Genomic DNA, 13711 nt, shown 5'->3' on the forward strand with positions numbered 1-13711 from the left:
CATGAAGGTCCCTGCCCTCGCTCCGTAAATCGGATTGGTTAACGAATGGTTAGCGGAGGCTTTTCGGCCTCCGCCCCAGACATTACTCGACGATCGAGGCGACGATGCCGGCGCCGACGGTGCGGCCGCCTTCGCGGATAGCGAAGCGGAGCTTTTCTTCCATCGCGATCGGAACGATCAGCTCGACGTCAACGGTGATGTTGTCGCCCGGCATGACCATTTCCGTGCCTTCCGGCAGCGTCACGATGCCCGTCACGTCCGTCGTGCGGAAGTAGAACTGCGGACGGTAGTTGGTGAAGAACGGCGTATGACGGCCGCCTTCTTCCTTGGTCAGGATGTAGGCTTCGGCCTTGAACTTGCGGTGCGGCTTCACAGAGCCGGGCTTGCAGAGGATCTGGCCGCGCTCGACGCCGTCACGGGTCACGCCGCGGAGCAGCGCGCCGATGTTGTCGCCGGCCTGGCCCTGGTCGAGCAGCTTGCGGAACATTTCGACGCCGGTGCAGGTCGTCTTGGCGGTGGCGCGGATGCCGACGATTTCGACTTCTTCGCCAACCTTGACGATGCCGCGCTCGACGCGGCCGGTCACGACGGTGCCGCGGCCGGAGATCGAGAACACGTCTTCGATCGGCATCAGGAAGGGCTGGTCGATCGGACGTTCCGGGGTCGGGATGTAGGCGTCGACAGCGGCCATCAGCTCGCGGATCGCGTCTTCACCGATCTTCTTGTCGGAATCTTCGAGGGCGGCCAGAGCCGAACCCTTGATGATCGGGATATCGTCGCCCGGGAAGTCGTAGGACGACAGAAGTTCGCGCACTTCGAGCTCGACGAGTTCGAGAAGCTCGGCGTCGTCGACCTGGTCGACCTTGTTCAGGAACACCACGATCGCGGGAACGCCGACCTGACGGGCGAGCAGGATGTGCTCGCGGGTCTGCGGCATCGGGCCGTCGGCCGCCGAGCACACGAGGATCGCGCCGTCCATCTGGGCCGCGCCGGTGATCATGTTCTTGACGTAGTCGGCGTGGCCGGGGCAGTCGACGTGAGCGTAGTGACGGGCAGCCGTCTCATATTCGACATGCGCGGTCGAGATGGTGATGCCGCGGGCCTTTTCTTCCGGAGCGGCGTCGATCTGGTCATACGCCTTGAACTCGCCGAAATACTTGGTGATCGCAGCCGTCAGCGACGTCTTGCCGTGGTCGACGTGACCGATCGTGCCAATGTTCACGTGCGGCTTATTCCGCTCAAACTTACCTTTTGCCATTCTTGCTTCCTCGAGATCAAAGGACGGGCCTGCCAGCGCATAGGTCCACGCCGGATTGCGCAGCCGTTTAGAGGTTTCGCGGCGCAAGCGCAAGCAAAATCGTTGAGAAAGGATGAAGGCGCGACGCCGCCGATTCGCATGGTAAAGACCCGCGATTTCAGCCGATTTTCGGCAACGCAAAGACCCGCCGCAACCCGCATGGCCGGCGTATAAAACTCGAATTTGACATGAAGAAACTGCGTGGAGCGGGTAGCGGGAATCGAACCCGCGTATTCAGCTTGGAAGGCTGCTGCTCTACCATTGAGCTATACCCGCCTCGCGATCCGATGACGAATGGTGGAGAGAGTTGGATTTGAACCAACGTAGGCTGAGCCAACGGATTTACAGTCCGTCCCCTTTAACCACTCGGGCATCTCTCCAGTTTTTCGTCTTCCGGATCAAGCGACCAAGCATTCTCGAAAGCAGTTGTTCGCTGCGTTCGTGGGGGGTATATGACCGCCCAACCGAAAACTGTCAACATGGCTTTCCAAATTTTTTGTCGGCAATTCACAAAACCGGCACATGACGCGGCGCCTCCCAAAAAGACTGTGATTTCATGAGCAAAGACACCAAAACCCCGAAAGATACGCATTACGCCAAGCTTCGCCGCGCCCATCGCGACTTGAAGCGCGAACGGGGTGAACTGCCGCCTGCCCCGGCGTTCAAGCGCAAGGGACCTGTGGATAAAAAGCCGGTTCTGCCGGCCGGCGACGTCGTCTGGCTCTATGGCATCCACACGGTGCGCGCCGCCCTCGACAATCCCGCCCGCAAGATCCTCTCGCTCAAGGCTACCAAGAATGCGCTGGTGAAGCTTGAGGTCGCTGACGCCGAGGCGCAGCCCTTCCCGATCGAGATCGTCAGCCCGCAGGATATCGACAAACTGCTGGGTGAAGACGCGATTCACCAGGGCGTCCTGCTGGAAACCCGGCCTCTGCCGGTGCGCAAGCTCGATTCGCTCAAGGAGCGGCCGCTGATTCTGGTGCTCGATCAGGTCACCGATCCGCACAATGTCGGGGCGATTCTGCGCTCGGCGGTCGCCTTCGATGCGGCCGCCGTCGTCACCACCGAAAGACATTCCCCGGCGGAATCGGGCGTCATGGCGAAATCCGCCTCCGGCGCGCTGGAACTCATCCCCTATATCCAGATCACCAATCTGGCCGACGCTCTGGAAGAGCTGCATCGCCTGGGTTTCGAGACCATCGGCCTCGATTCGGAAGGGCCGCAGCCGCTCGAACAGACCTTTTCGAAGGACAAGGTGGCGCTGGTGCTTGGCGCCGAAGGCAAGGGCCTGCGCCAGAAGACGCGCTCCACCTGCACGGCGCTCGCCCGGCTCGACATGCCCGGCGCGATCAAGTCGCTGAACGTCTCGAACGCTGCGGCGATTTCGCTCTATGCGGCGCGGACGCATTTGTTGAAATAGTAAACGGGTTTGCGGCCAGAGGCGGGCGTAGCGCCCGCCTCTCTAAACTCATCCATTCGGTGAACTTTGCCGAGCTTTTAGGGCGGCGTGACGTGCTTGCCCCGCCGGCTAGACATATAGCGCTTTGACCTAGTACTGCCCGGCCGTCTTTATCCAGACTTTGAGAGGCCCAAGCCTGGACAGACCCGACCCGTTCATCGAATCGTCCGAGGACCAGCACACAAGCGGTCGTTCCGGCGAAACAGAACACGCAGCCTGGAGCCCCCCTATTTGGGCAATTGGTTTTTGGTCCAGCGAGAACCAGTTTGAAATCCCGATTGTTGCGCCGGATTCAAACGAAATGAAGCCAGCTTCGATGCTGCCTGCCTCTCCTTGAAACCAAAACCTGATTCGCCGGTCCGAGAGCAAGCAATCCAAGAAAAGCCGCTCCTCGCCGCCTCCCCACGCCGTCTCCCAGCATCGCAGTTGCTCTGGCGACTCGATCATTTTCCAATCCGATCGGATCCCGCCTGGTTCGACAATTCCGCCATACCACTCGGCGGACACGACGTCCGTAAATCCGTGGTCGGATAGCGCGAGGTCACAAAAACTATCCTTGACGCCCCAACCCGTGGTCAGACGAAGTGTCTCGGCGCCTAGGATCAGCGCGTCGACATTTGCCTGCGCCCCAGCCTGTCGGGTGATGATGTTCGGATAGTATGGTGGCGATGCTTCCAGATTTGCCCATAGGGCCGAAGACGAAAATTCATCCGATCCATGGGCCCGACACATCACGCCACACCAGCCAATATTGTCTTCGACCGCAAGACGAAGAAGTTCAACAGGGGCCATGTGAGCGCCTTGGAATGCATTTTGCATTGATTGCAACAAACGTCCTTGTCACATCGCCAGATGGCAAACCGTCGGCCCCGCCTGGGGCGTGATCGTCGCCGCCGCGCCGTCCCAGACCAGTTGGGCCTTGTAGGTCACGACGCTCGGAACTTTATCGATCTCGGCGGCGCTTTCTGGATTGGCCTGCTTTTCCTGATCATATTCCGCCTTGCAATCCGGGATCGGCGCGATTTCGCCCAGGCCCGTGGCGCGCTTGACCTCGCCCAGGCACGTAGCGTCACCGGAATAGAGCGAGCAGGAGGCGGAGAAGACACGATCGAAGGTGAGCGTGATCTTGTCGCCGTCGACGCTGATTCCCTCGAAATCCTGTCCTGCAAACGAATCCTCGAACAGCCGCTTCATCGTCGCCTGGTCATAAACGACGAAAGGCAGGCCGCCATTCACTCCGTCCGGCGCCTGGAAAAAGACGAATTTACCCTTGGATCCGAGGAAATAGCCGGCGGTCTCATCTTTGACTCGCTTTTCGTCCTTGCCAGGTTCCTTCTTGCAGGCTGCGGTCTGCGGCGCGATCGAGAGGCTTTCCGCTCCCTTCTCGCCGAGATCGACTTCCTTGACCATATAGCCCTGGAATCGGTAGCAATTCACCTGCGGCTGGATATCCGGATTGGCCTTGTCGGCCGGCAGCGGCTCTGTGTCGATGAACAGCGGCGCGTCGAATTTCGACGGCGGACCGTCGTCCTTGATGTCGCAGGCCACCGGCGCCGCCTTGCCCGTCGTGAATGTCAGCGACTCCTCGTCGCCGGCCAGCGTATAGGCGCCATTGGTGAAGGAGAACCCTTCATCGGTTTCGGTTTCCGGCAGGCTGATCTTCTTGCCGTCCGGCAAGGTCAGGTCGACGCCGGCTTCGGTGAACACGCCATGCAACTCTGTTCCGTCCTGGCAGGCGATGGTGACGATGTCGGCGACATCCATCGGCTGCTGCGCCCCGTCGTCAGCAGCTGGCTGCTGGGCGAATGTCGGACCGGTCGTCAGCATCAGGCCCGCGGCCAGCGTCAGGCCGCCTTTCCGCGAGACTGTCCCGAAACGATGCAGAAAGCTCATGTCTCATCCTCTCCCGAAACCCGATCGCAACCAGTTTCAGAGGTCGCGGTTGCGGCAGGCGCGCATCTTCCCTCTACTGCTGATGGGATAGCGCATGACGCGCAGGTTGAACATGGATTATCGAGCATGACCCCTTACCGCTCCGCACGCATTTTCGGCGCTGTGGCCTTTTTGTTGGCCGCGCCTCTTGCCGTCCACTCGCCAGCCTGCGCCGCCTCCCCCAATCCATTGCTGGATTTCCAATCCGATTCGCTGACGCAATCGTTTCGCGACAGCTATCAGAGCGTGTCGGGCGCGACGGTGAATGTCGACGTTCCCTATGGTCTCGACGACGACCAGAAATATGACGTCTATCTTCCCGAATCGAGATCCTCGGCCCCGGTCATCGTCATGGTCCATGGCGGCGACTGGTCGGGCGGCGACAAGCAGGACGCGGCCGTGGCCGTCTCCAAGGCCGGTTACTGGGTGGCGAAGGGCTATGTCTTCGTGTCCATCAACTACCGTCTGCTACCCAAGAAGGACCCGCTGATCCAGGCCGCCGACGTGGCGCTCGCCCTGGCCTCCGTACAGAAGAACGCCGCCAACTGGTCCGCCGACGCCGGCAAGATCGTGCTGATGGGCGCGGGCGCCGGCGGCCATCTGACCGCGCTCCTCTCCTCCAATCCTTCGCTCGCCGCCGACCAGGGCGCAAAACCCTGGGCCGCCGCCGTGGTCCTGGAAACGCCGGCGCTCGACATTCCCGAGATCATGCAATCGAGCCATTCAGCCATCTATGACACGGCTTTCGGCTCAAACCTCGAATATTGGGAAGACTCGTCGCCCACCGATCTCCTTGATTCGAGCGGGCTTCCGATGATGGTGGTCTGCTCGGCGGAAAGCGCCAGCGACGCCTGCGGCAAGGCCCAAGCCTTCGCGAGCGCCGCCGACAACAAAGGCATCTCTGTCACCGTTTCGCCGCAGGATCTGTCGTCGGCGGATGTCAACGCCCAACTCGGCGTCGCCAGCGCCTATACGAGCAAGGTCGACGATTTCATCGAATCGGTCCTCTGACCAGCCGAGCAGCCTCGGGAACGGCGATTTTCCGCTTTACACAAAGGCTGAATCTGCTATTCCGAGCGCAGATGCCCTTATAGCTCAGTTGGTAGAGCACCTGATTTGTAATCAGGGGGTCGCGAGTTCGAGTCTTGCTGGGGGCACCATAGATTTCAATGGATTAGGGCGGGTTCCGATCTTTCGGAGTCCGCCTTTTTCATATTCGGCTTCGCGCGGTTTCCCTTTTCGGGCGGATGGCCCTGCTTTGACCAGCTTTGGTCATGCCGATTCGCTGGCCCCCGCCGACAGCCTCAGATTTTCCGATTTTTTCTCGGAACCACCTCGCTTCCTCCGCGTTGATCCGGCGAACAAACGAGGTGGATCATGAAAGACGATACTCTATCGAATGGCCGGCAGGCGTTGGAACAGCAGCTCGCCACTCTCCGCGAGCAGATTGCCGATATTTCGGAAGCGCTGTCCGGAATCACCAGCGACGCGGCGGACGCCGCGCGTCCGCGTCTGCGGTCGGCGTCGAAACAGGCGCGTCACGCCGCGCATGCTTTGCGTCTGCAGGGCGAAGAAGCGGTTGAGACCGTTCGCGCTCATCCTGGCGCGGCGACCTCGATCGCGGTGACCGCTGGCCTGATCGGCGCTGCGATCGGTTATCTCGCCGGCGCGGCCAGCGCATCCGAGCCGCCGCGCTCGAAATGGCGTTTCTGAGGGAGCGAGCATGAACCGGAACAATATGCTCTACCTGATCATCGGCGCGCTCGTCGTCGCGGTGATCGGATTTTCGGTCTATGCCTATCGCGAGGAAAGCAAGCCCGAGGGCGTCGAGCTGAAGCTCAACGAAAACGGCGTGTCGTTGGAAAGCAATTGATGTGTAAGAGCCGGCCTCGCGCCGGCTCTTTCGATTCTTTCTTACGGTCAGAACCCGTCGCGGCCGCGGAAGCGGCGCTGATAATCGGGATCGTAGAGCGAACTCTCGCGAAAATCCTCCGCCGCCAGACCCGGGCCGACGAAAATCAGCGCCGTGCGGTCGATCGGATCTTCCTGAACCAGGGCCTCGATGGTCGACAAAGTTCCCCTGACGATTCGCTGGTCCGGCCAGCTCGCCTTGACGACAATGGCGACCGGGCAATCGGCGCCATAGAGCGGCATCAGTTCCGCCACCACCTGCGGCAAAGCGTGGATGGCGAGATGAATGGCCAGCGTGGCCCCGCTCTGGCCGAAGACTTCCAGCCTCTCCTTGCCCGGCATCGGCGAAGCGCGGCCGGACACGCGGGTCAGCACCAGGCTTTGCGCCACCGAGGGAATGGTCAGTTCACGGCCGAGCGCGGCGGCGGCGGCGGCGAAAGAAGGCACGCCGGGGGTGAGCGTATAGGCGATGCCGTGCCGATCCAGCCGGCGCATCTGTTCGGCGACCGCACTCCAGACCGAGAGATCGCCGGAATGCAGCCGCGCCACATCCTGGCCAGCGTCCTCGGCCTTGAGATATTCCGCTTCGATCTCGTCGAGCGACATCGGCGCCGTGTCGACGATACGCGCGCCTTCGGGGCAATAAGACAAAAGCTCCGGCGACACGATCGAGCCGGCATAGAGGCAAACCGGGCACTCGCCGATCAGGCGGGCGCCGCGCAGGGTGATGAGATCGGCTGCGCCGGGGCCGGCGCCGATGAAATGTACCGTCATGTCTCGTCTTTCCAGTTATTCGGCTTCACCCAGCGCCATTGCGTGAGCGGCATCGCCGGTCGCCAACCGGTCATCGCGCCCACGGGCGAGGCGCGCGACAGTTCGATCCGCGTCAGCGATCCGCCGTGCTTGGCATGCGCCGCCAAGAGAACCGCATCCATTTCCAGGGTCACCGAATTGGCGACCAGTGTTCCCCCGGCTCTGAGCGCAGCGATGGCCGCATCCATCACGCCGGGTTCGGAGCCGCCGCCGCCGATGAAGATCGCATCCGGCGTCGGAAGGCCTGAAAGCGCCGCTGGGGCCTGTCCTTCCACCGTCACAAGTCCGGGAACGCCGAAGGCGGCCGCATTGCGGCGGATGCGGGCGGCGCGCTCGGCATGCGCCTCTATGGCGATGGCGCGCATGGCGGGATGGCGCAGCATCCATTCGATGCCGATCGAGCCGGAGCCCGCGCCGATATCCCACAGCAATTCGCCCTTGAGCGGCGATAGCGCCGACAATGTCAACGCGCGCGCCTCGCGCTTGGTGATCTGCCCGTCATGCTCGAACAGCGAATCGTCGAGGCCGGGCGCGAGCGGCAGCACGCGGGCGCCCTCGCCCGCCTCCACTTCGACGGCGCAGATGTTCAGCGGGTTTACAGATGTGAGCGCATAGGCGTCGGCGCGCATCGCCGTCACCCGTTCGCTGTCGCCGCCCAATGCTTCGAGCACGAACAGGCGGGAGGCGCCGAAGCCGCTCTCGGTCAGAAGCGACGCCAGCTCCGCCGGCCCCTTCTCATCCGAGGTCAAAGCGAGAATGCGGGCGCAGGGCTGCAGATGCGGGCGGATGAGATCGATAGGCCTGCCATGCAGCGACACCAGCGCCAGATCCTGCAGCGGCCAGCCGAGCCGGGACGCCGCCAGACTGAAGGCGCTGGGATGCGGGATGACCCGCATCTCGCTTGCGTCGACGCTGCGCGACAGCGTCGCGCCCATGCCGAAAAAGAAGGGATCGCCGGAGGCGAGCACGCAGACGCGACGGCCCCGCAGGCGCTTGATCTCCTGAACCGAGCGGTCGATGGGCGATGCCCAGCGCCGGCCCTCGCCTGATATCAGCGATGCGGCGAGCTCCAGGTGGCGAGCGCCGCCATAGACGATTTCGGCCGCTGCTATCCGGCGCTTGGCCTCGTCGCCGAGCCCGGCTATACCGTCTTCGCCGAGGCCGATAATGTCGAGCCAGAGCGTCGAAAGGATGTTTTCAGACATGGCGGCCTCCAAAATCCTCATTCTCGGCGGCACGACGGAAGCGCGCAAATTGGCTGAAGCGCTGGCGGCGCGCAAGGATCTCGATGTCATGGTGTCGCTGGCCGGCCGCACGCAGGAGCCCAGGCCGCTGCCGGTCAAAACCCGCCATCGCGGCTTCGGCGGCGTGGAAGGCCTCGCTGCCTATCTGAAAGCGGAGGACATCGCTCTGCTTGTTGACGCCACCCATCCCTTTGCACAGCGCATGACGCCCAACGCCATTGCCGCGGCTGGTCTGGTCGGAACGCCGCTGCTCTGCCTCAGCCGCCCCGGCTGGGTGGCGGAACCGGGCGACGATTGGCGCATGGCCAAATCGATCGAAGACGCGGTCGAAAAGCTCGGCGTCGCGCCGCGCCGCGTGTTTCTTGCCATTGGTCGGCAGGAGGCGCATCTGTTCTCGCGCGCGCCGCAGCATTTTTATCTCGCCCGCAGCGTCGATCCCATCGATCCGCCGATCGCGGCGCCGGACTGCCGCTACATTCTCGCGACCGGTCCCTTTTCGCTGGATGATGAAACAAAGCTGCTCACCGAACACGCCATCGATGTGGTCGTGTCCAAAAATTCCGGCGGCGCGGCAACTTATGCCAAGATCGAGGCGGCGCGCCGTCTCGGACTGCCGGTGGTCATGGTCGAGCGCAAGCGCGTAGATGGGGCAACCTGCGTCGACACGGTCGAGGGCGCGCTGGCCTTCATCGATCACGCTTTGGCCCCAACGAAATAGCGCGGCGAATAGACGAGATCGGCCTTGCCCGGACGCGCGATGACGCGGGTTTCCGGCGAGCCGATGATCACGCAGGTCGCCATGTCGGCCATGCCGGCTTCGGCCTCCGACAGCGGCTTGACCACGATCTTCTCGTCGGGCCGGCCGGCGGCGCGGCCGAAGATGATCGGCGTCGTCGGCGGCAGTATTTCGGCTAGCAATTTGAAGGCTTCGCCCAGCTGCCAGGGCCGCGCCTTGCTGATCGGATTATAGAGCGCGATCACGAAGCCGGCTTCGGCGGCGAGCCGCAGCCGCCTGGTGATGACCTCCCAGGGCTTCAGATTGTCCGACAGCGACATGCAGCAGAAATCATGACCGAGCGGCGCGCCGGAACGGGCGGCGACTGCCAGCATCGCGGTGACGCCGGGCGTCACGACGAGGTCGATCTCGCGCCAGTCGTCCGGTCCCTTTTCGATCGCTTCGCAGACGGCGGCCGCCATCGCAAAGACGCCGGGATCGCCGCCCGAGACGACCGCGACATCAACGCCAGCGCTCGCGCGGGTCAGCGCAGCCTTGGCGCGGTCGAGTTCCTCGCGATTGTCGGAAGCGACGCGGATCTGGTCAGCGCGGAGCGACAAACGGTCGATATAGGGGAAATAGCCGAAGAATTCCGTCGCCTTTTCTACTGCCGAAACGGCTTCAGGCGTCATCTGCTCCGGAGACCCCGGACCTGTGCCGATCACATAAAGCGTGCCCTTTCGGCCGGTCATGGCTTGTCCTTCCAGCCGGGCACGAGCACGATCGAGAAATAGGGCGCCGCGTCGTCCTGCTTCTGGGCGAGCGGAATCATCTGGGTGTTGGCCATGGTGCCGCGCTCGACATAGACGGCCTGATTGATTCGACCGGTCTCCGCCAGCGCCCGGCGGATTTTCGGCAGGTTGCGGCCCACCTTCATGATCACCGCCGCTTCGGTGTCGTTTAGTCGGCGAACCAATTCCTGCTCGGGCATCGTACCCGGCAAAACAGACAGCACATCGTCGCCCTGAACGATTGGCACGCCCGCCTGCGACCAGCAGCCCGACATGGCGGTGACGCCCGGAATGACCTCGGTCGGATAGCGATGCGCGAGCCGCACATGCAGATGCATATAGGAGCCGTAGAACAAGGGATCGCCCTCGCTCAGCACCGCCACGGTGCGGCCGGCGTCGAGATGTTCGGCGACGCGCACCGCCGACTCCTCGTAGAAATCGGTGATCTGGCTGATATAGCCGTCCTCATGCTTCTCGATTTCCGTGGTCACCGGATAATAGAGCGGCAATTCGGTGATGTCGTCGCGCACGATGCCGTCGACGATGCCGCGGCCATTTCCGCGCCGTCCGGCCTTGGCGAAATAGGCCATCACATCGGCGGACGCCAACGCCTTCACCGCTTTTACGGTCATCAGGTCGGGATCGCCGGGGCCGGTGCCGACGCCGATCAGTCGTCCCGGCGCGCTCACAGGCCCGGCCTCGCGAGCGAGTTCAGCGCCGCCGCCGTCATGGCGCTGCCGCCCAGGCGGCCGCGCACGATGGCGAAGGGCACGCCATAGGAATTGTCAGCCAGCGCATCCTTGGATTCGCGCGCGCCGACAAAGCCCACCGGCATGCCGACGATTGCGGCCGGCTTGGGCACGGCGCCGTCGCGCAGGAGTTCGAGCAGATAGAACAGCGCGGTCGGCGCGTTGCCGATCGCCACGACGGAGCCCGCCATGCGCTCGCCCCAGAGCTGGATCGCCGCCGCCGAGCGGGTGTTGCCGATCTCCTTGGCGATCTCGGCGGTGCGCGGATCGCGCAGCGTGCAGATCACGTCATTATTGGCCGGCAGCCGGGCTGCGGTCACGCCGCGCGCCACCATTTCCGCGTCGCAGAAGATCGGCGCGCCGGATTTCAGCGCGTTGCGGGCCGCGTCCACAAAGCCTGGCGAGAAGTGAAAATGCTCGACCGCCTCGACCATGCCGGCGGCATGGATCATGCGCACGGCGAGATCGGCCTCGGCTTCGGAGAAACGCGTGAGATCCGCCTCGCGGCGGATGATGGCGAAGGACTGCTCGTAAATGGCGTTCCCGTCGCGGATATAGTCGTATTCGGTCATGTCCCGTCCAGTTGCAGAGCCGAAGCGATGCGCCGCGCCCCGAGCCGTTTAAGGCACGATGCCGCCGATTCGCCATCCTCTCTGCTGTCCCGCACCATGGACGCCAGACGTCCAAATGCGCTCCCAATGTCGTTTTCAGCACTATAGGCGGATGGCGAGGCCGAAGCCGCCCCATTTACGACAAGCCCATAGCCTGTTGACGCACCCACCAGCGTCAATACAGAAGCCGTCGGATGCGCACAACCCTTGGCGCAGCCCGACAAATGCAGGGTGAACGAGCCGTCCAGCAGCTCCGACGCAATGGCGACGAGGCGATCGGCCAGCGCCCGCGTGTCGAAATAGGCCGAGGCGCAGCCGGTCGCGCCCGCGCACAGCGCAATCGCGCGGCGGGTATCCGCAGAATCGGTCCAGAATCCCAGTTCGGCGGCGTCCTGTTGCAGCGCGCGCGCAGCCTCCTGCGAGGGGCAGCGCGCAAAGAAACCGTGATCAGGCGCCAGCCGCAGATCGGCAATGCCGAGCGCTGTGGCGCGTTCGGCGAGCGCTCGGACCGCTGGGGCCTGCGCCTGGACATAGGCGAAGGACAGGCCCAGCGCCACGCCGCCGTCTTCGATAGGATGAAGGCCGAGAAGCGGCGGCGCCTGCGTCGATAGCTCGATCGCCCGAAGATCGATCCGCGTCGTGTAATGCGCCGAAAGCGCGTCATCGGGCAGGTCGCGTCCGCGCGCGCCCGGTCCCATCGCATGCAGCATGGTGAGAAGATGGAGCGCGGCGTCGACCGCCTGCCCTTCCTCGACGATGGCGAGACGCCGCGCCTTCGCCGCCGTGCCGCCGCAGGACACCACGAAACGGATCTGCCCGCCCGAATCGCGGAACGCCGTCAGCCTGATATCCGCCGTCACCGCGCCCAGATGAAACCGTCCGCCGCCATCAATGGTGACAGCCAGCTTGGCCGCCAGCGCAAGCGGCGGTTCAAAGGCTGCGACGCGACCGCGAAGTTCGGCGGCGATCGGTCTGACATCGATCAGTTCATCCGGATCGAGCCCGGCGAGCGGCGGCGTCTCGACGCCGAGACCACGGGTCGGGATAACGCCGGACGCCAGCACCGCCGCTTCGAAATCCGCCACCGTTTCCGGCTTCAGGCCTCTCGCCTGCAGGCTGCCGCGGGCGGTGATCTCGATCAGGCCATTGCCGAACCGTTCTGTCGCCTCCGCGAGCGCTGAGAGTTGGGAAAAGGTCAGCGCCGAATTCACCGGTCTGAGACGCGCAAGCAAGCCGTCGCCTGTCGGCATCGGTTGAGACAGCGTCGGACATTCGCCGCGCCGGATCGGCGGCAAGGGGAAATGCTGTGCGGCGTTCGGCGAGAGCGCGAGGATCATGGCGTCATCCATCATGGGCATGAGTGTAAACGCCTTTTGTAAGCATCGGGCAAGAGAGCGCCTTGCGCGAGGTCAAGCCTCGTCATCGAAATCCGCGCCCTTGCGCAGGAGGTAGATATCCATGATCCAGCCATGCTCGGCCCGAGCCCGGGCGCGAGTCTCCAATATCTCCTGCTTCTTCTCCTGCAGATTGCCGGAAATGACGATCTCGTGCTCGGAGCCGAGATAGGCGCCCCAGAAGATTTCCGCTTCGGGATCGTCGATTTTCGCGAAGGCCTGTTCGCCGTCGAGCATCGCCACCGACGCCCGGCTCTTTTCGGGAAAGCTCTCCGCCAGACGCCGTCCCGTGGTGATTTCCACCGGCTTGCCGACGAGATTGAGCGGAATGCGATGCGCGGCGCAGAGCGCCTGGATCGAGGTGATGCCGGCAATCACCCTCACCTCGAATTCGACGCCGCCCGCCGCCCGCACCCGTTCAAGAATGCGCAGCGTCGAATCGTACAGCATCGGGTCGCCCCAGACGAGGAAGGCGCCAGTTCCGTCCTCGCCGAGTTCGTTCAGGAACAGGTCCTGATAGATTCGGGTGATGGCGGCATGCCAATCGTCGACGCCGCGCTGATAGCTTGGATCGGCCGCGTTGCGCACCGGCAGCTGATAGTCGACGCTGCGGGTGGCGGAATTGGTGACATAGCGGCGAATGATCTCGCGCCTCGTCTCGGCGAGATCGGCCTTCTTAGCGCCCTTGGTCGGAATGAACAGCACATCGGCGCTGTTCAGCGCATTGATCGCTTCGATGGTCACATGCTCCGGATTGCCGGTTCCGATGCCGATCACGAGTATTCTGCGCATCCG

The 13711-nt window shown here is 63.4% G+C and carries 15 protein-coding genes and 3 tRNA genes; 6 read left to right on the forward strand and 12 right to left on the reverse strand.

Annotated features, from left to right (window positions below):
- Positions 1 to 82: 82 nt before the first annotated feature.
- From tuf to E8Q41_RS13555, 3 genes are all read right to left on the reverse strand, one after another.
- A complete protein-coding gene (gene tuf / locus E8Q41_RS13545) occupies positions 83 to 1258 on the reverse strand; it encodes an elongation factor Tu (protein ID WP_137156081.1) in 1176 nt (391 codons plus the stop codon).
- 241 nt (positions 1259 to 1499) lie between these two features.
- Positions 1500 to 1573: transfer RNA gene (locus E8Q41_RS13550), tRNA-Gly, on the reverse strand.
- Positions 1574 to 1592: 19 nt separating this feature from the next.
- Positions 1593 to 1677 (reverse strand) — tRNA-Tyr (locus tag E8Q41_RS13555).
- A gap of 176 nt (positions 1678 to 1853) precedes the next feature.
- Here E8Q41_RS13555 and rlmB point away from each other — a divergent pair.
- Positions 1854 to 2717: a 23S rRNA (guanosine(2251)-2'-O)-methyltransferase RlmB gene (gene rlmB, locus E8Q41_RS13560; protein ID WP_137156082.1), complete on the forward strand. Its 864-nt coding sequence runs from the start codon at positions 1854 to 1856 to the stop codon at positions 2715 to 2717.
- A gap of 129 nt (positions 2718 to 2846) precedes the next feature.
- Here rlmB and E8Q41_RS13565 read toward each other — a convergent pair whose 3' ends face one another.
- Together E8Q41_RS13565 and E8Q41_RS25565 are read right to left on the reverse strand one after the other, a co-directional pair.
- Positions 2847 to 3548 (reverse strand): hypothetical protein, encoded by a 702-nt coding sequence (locus E8Q41_RS13565; protein ID WP_137156083.1) that lies wholly within the window; start codon positions 3546 to 3548, stop codon positions 2847 to 2849.
- A 48-nt stretch (positions 3549 to 3596) separates the two neighbouring features.
- Positions 3597 to 4649 carry a hypothetical protein gene (locus E8Q41_RS25565; RefSeq protein WP_170976475.1) on the reverse strand — a complete coding sequence of 351 codons (1053 nt, stop codon included), beginning with the start codon at positions 4647 to 4649 and terminating at the stop codon, positions 3597 to 3599.
- Between the two features lie 126 nt (positions 4650 to 4775).
- Between E8Q41_RS25565 and E8Q41_RS25570 the strand changes: the two genes are divergently transcribed.
- The 4 genes from E8Q41_RS25570 (at position 4776) to E8Q41_RS25575 (ending at position 6561) form a co-directional block, all read left to right on the forward strand.
- Complete coding sequence (locus E8Q41_RS25570) at positions 4776 to 5699, forward strand: alpha/beta hydrolase (RefSeq protein WP_170976476.1); 924 nt, start codon at positions 4776 to 4778, stop codon at positions 5697 to 5699.
- Positions 5700 to 5772: 73 nt separating this feature from the next.
- Positions 5773 to 5848: transfer RNA gene (locus tag E8Q41_RS13575), tRNA-Thr, on the forward strand.
- A gap of 217 nt (positions 5849 to 6065) precedes the next feature.
- Positions 6066 to 6401 (forward strand): hypothetical protein, encoded by a 336-nt coding sequence (locus E8Q41_RS13580; protein WP_137156085.1) that lies wholly within the window; start codon positions 6066 to 6068, stop codon positions 6399 to 6401.
- Between the two features lie 10 nt (positions 6402 to 6411).
- Positions 6412 to 6561 carry a hypothetical protein gene (locus E8Q41_RS25575; protein ID WP_170976477.1) on the forward strand — a complete coding sequence of 50 codons (150 nt, stop codon included), beginning with the start codon at positions 6412 to 6414 and terminating at the stop codon, positions 6559 to 6561.
- Positions 6562 to 6608: 47 nt separating this feature from the next.
- Here the strand turns inward: E8Q41_RS25575 and cobM are convergent, their stop codons facing one another.
- Together cobM and cbiE are read right to left on the reverse strand one after the other, a co-directional pair.
- Positions 6609 to 7373 carry a precorrin-4 C(11)-methyltransferase gene (cobM, locus tag E8Q41_RS13585; protein WP_137156086.1) on the reverse strand — a complete coding sequence of 255 codons (765 nt, stop codon included), beginning with the start codon at positions 7371 to 7373 and terminating at the stop codon, positions 6609 to 6611.
- The gene (cbiE, locus tag E8Q41_RS13590) at positions 7370 to 8617 is read right to left on the reverse strand and encodes a precorrin-6y C5,15-methyltransferase (decarboxylating) subunit CbiE (protein WP_246660182.1); all 1248 of its coding nucleotides are present in this window, start codon (positions 8615 to 8617) and stop codon (positions 7370 to 7372) included. The genes cobM and cbiE overlap by 4 nt, the downstream gene beginning before the upstream one ends.
- On the opposite strand from cbiE, the gene E8Q41_RS13595 reads away from it, so the two are divergent.
- The gene (locus E8Q41_RS13595; RefSeq protein WP_137156088.1) at positions 8616 to 9374 is read left to right on the forward strand and encodes a cobalt-precorrin-6A reductase; all 759 of its coding nucleotides are present in this window, start codon (positions 8616 to 8618) and stop codon (positions 9372 to 9374) included. The genes cbiE and E8Q41_RS13595 overlap by 2 nt on opposite strands.
- Here E8Q41_RS13595 and E8Q41_RS13600 read toward each other — a convergent pair.
- Genes E8Q41_RS13600 through cobF form a run of 5 tightly spaced genes read right to left on the reverse strand, consistent with a single transcriptional unit; the run spans position 9350 to position 13708 of the window.
- Positions 9350 to 10123 carry a precorrin-3B C(17)-methyltransferase gene (locus E8Q41_RS13600; RefSeq protein ID WP_137156089.1) on the reverse strand — a complete coding sequence of 258 codons (774 nt, stop codon included), beginning with the start codon at positions 10121 to 10123 and terminating at the stop codon, positions 9350 to 9352. The two genes, E8Q41_RS13595 and E8Q41_RS13600, sit on opposite strands and share 25 nt — an antisense overlap.
- The gene (locus E8Q41_RS13605) at positions 10120 to 10851 is read right to left on the reverse strand and encodes a precorrin-2 C(20)-methyltransferase (RefSeq protein ID WP_137156090.1); all 732 of its coding nucleotides are present in this window, start codon (positions 10849 to 10851) and stop codon (positions 10120 to 10122) included. The genes E8Q41_RS13600 and E8Q41_RS13605 overlap by 4 nt, the downstream gene beginning before the upstream one ends.
- On the reverse strand, positions 10848 to 11483 hold the full coding sequence (locus tag E8Q41_RS13610) for a precorrin-8X methylmutase (RefSeq protein WP_137156091.1): 636 nt from the start codon (positions 11481 to 11483) through the stop codon (positions 10848 to 10850). The genes E8Q41_RS13605 and E8Q41_RS13610 overlap by 4 nt, the downstream gene beginning before the upstream one ends.
- A complete protein-coding gene (cobG, locus tag E8Q41_RS13615; protein ID WP_137156092.1) occupies positions 11480 to 12880 on the reverse strand; it encodes a precorrin-3B synthase in 1401 nt (466 codons plus the stop codon). Before cobG ends, E8Q41_RS13610 begins: the two co-directional genes overlap by 4 nt.
- 51 nt (positions 12881 to 12931) lie before the next feature.
- Positions 12932 to 13708 carry a precorrin-6A synthase (deacetylating) gene (cobF, locus tag E8Q41_RS13620; RefSeq protein ID WP_137156093.1) on the reverse strand — a complete coding sequence of 259 codons (777 nt, stop codon included), beginning with the start codon at positions 13706 to 13708 and terminating at the stop codon, positions 12932 to 12934.
- Positions 13709 to 13711: the final 3 nt, after the last annotated feature.

This window comes from Rhizobium sp. FKL33 (genome assembly GCF_005222915.1).
GTDB lineage: Bacteria > Pseudomonadota > Alphaproteobacteria > Rhizobiales > Rhizobiaceae > Rhizobium_E.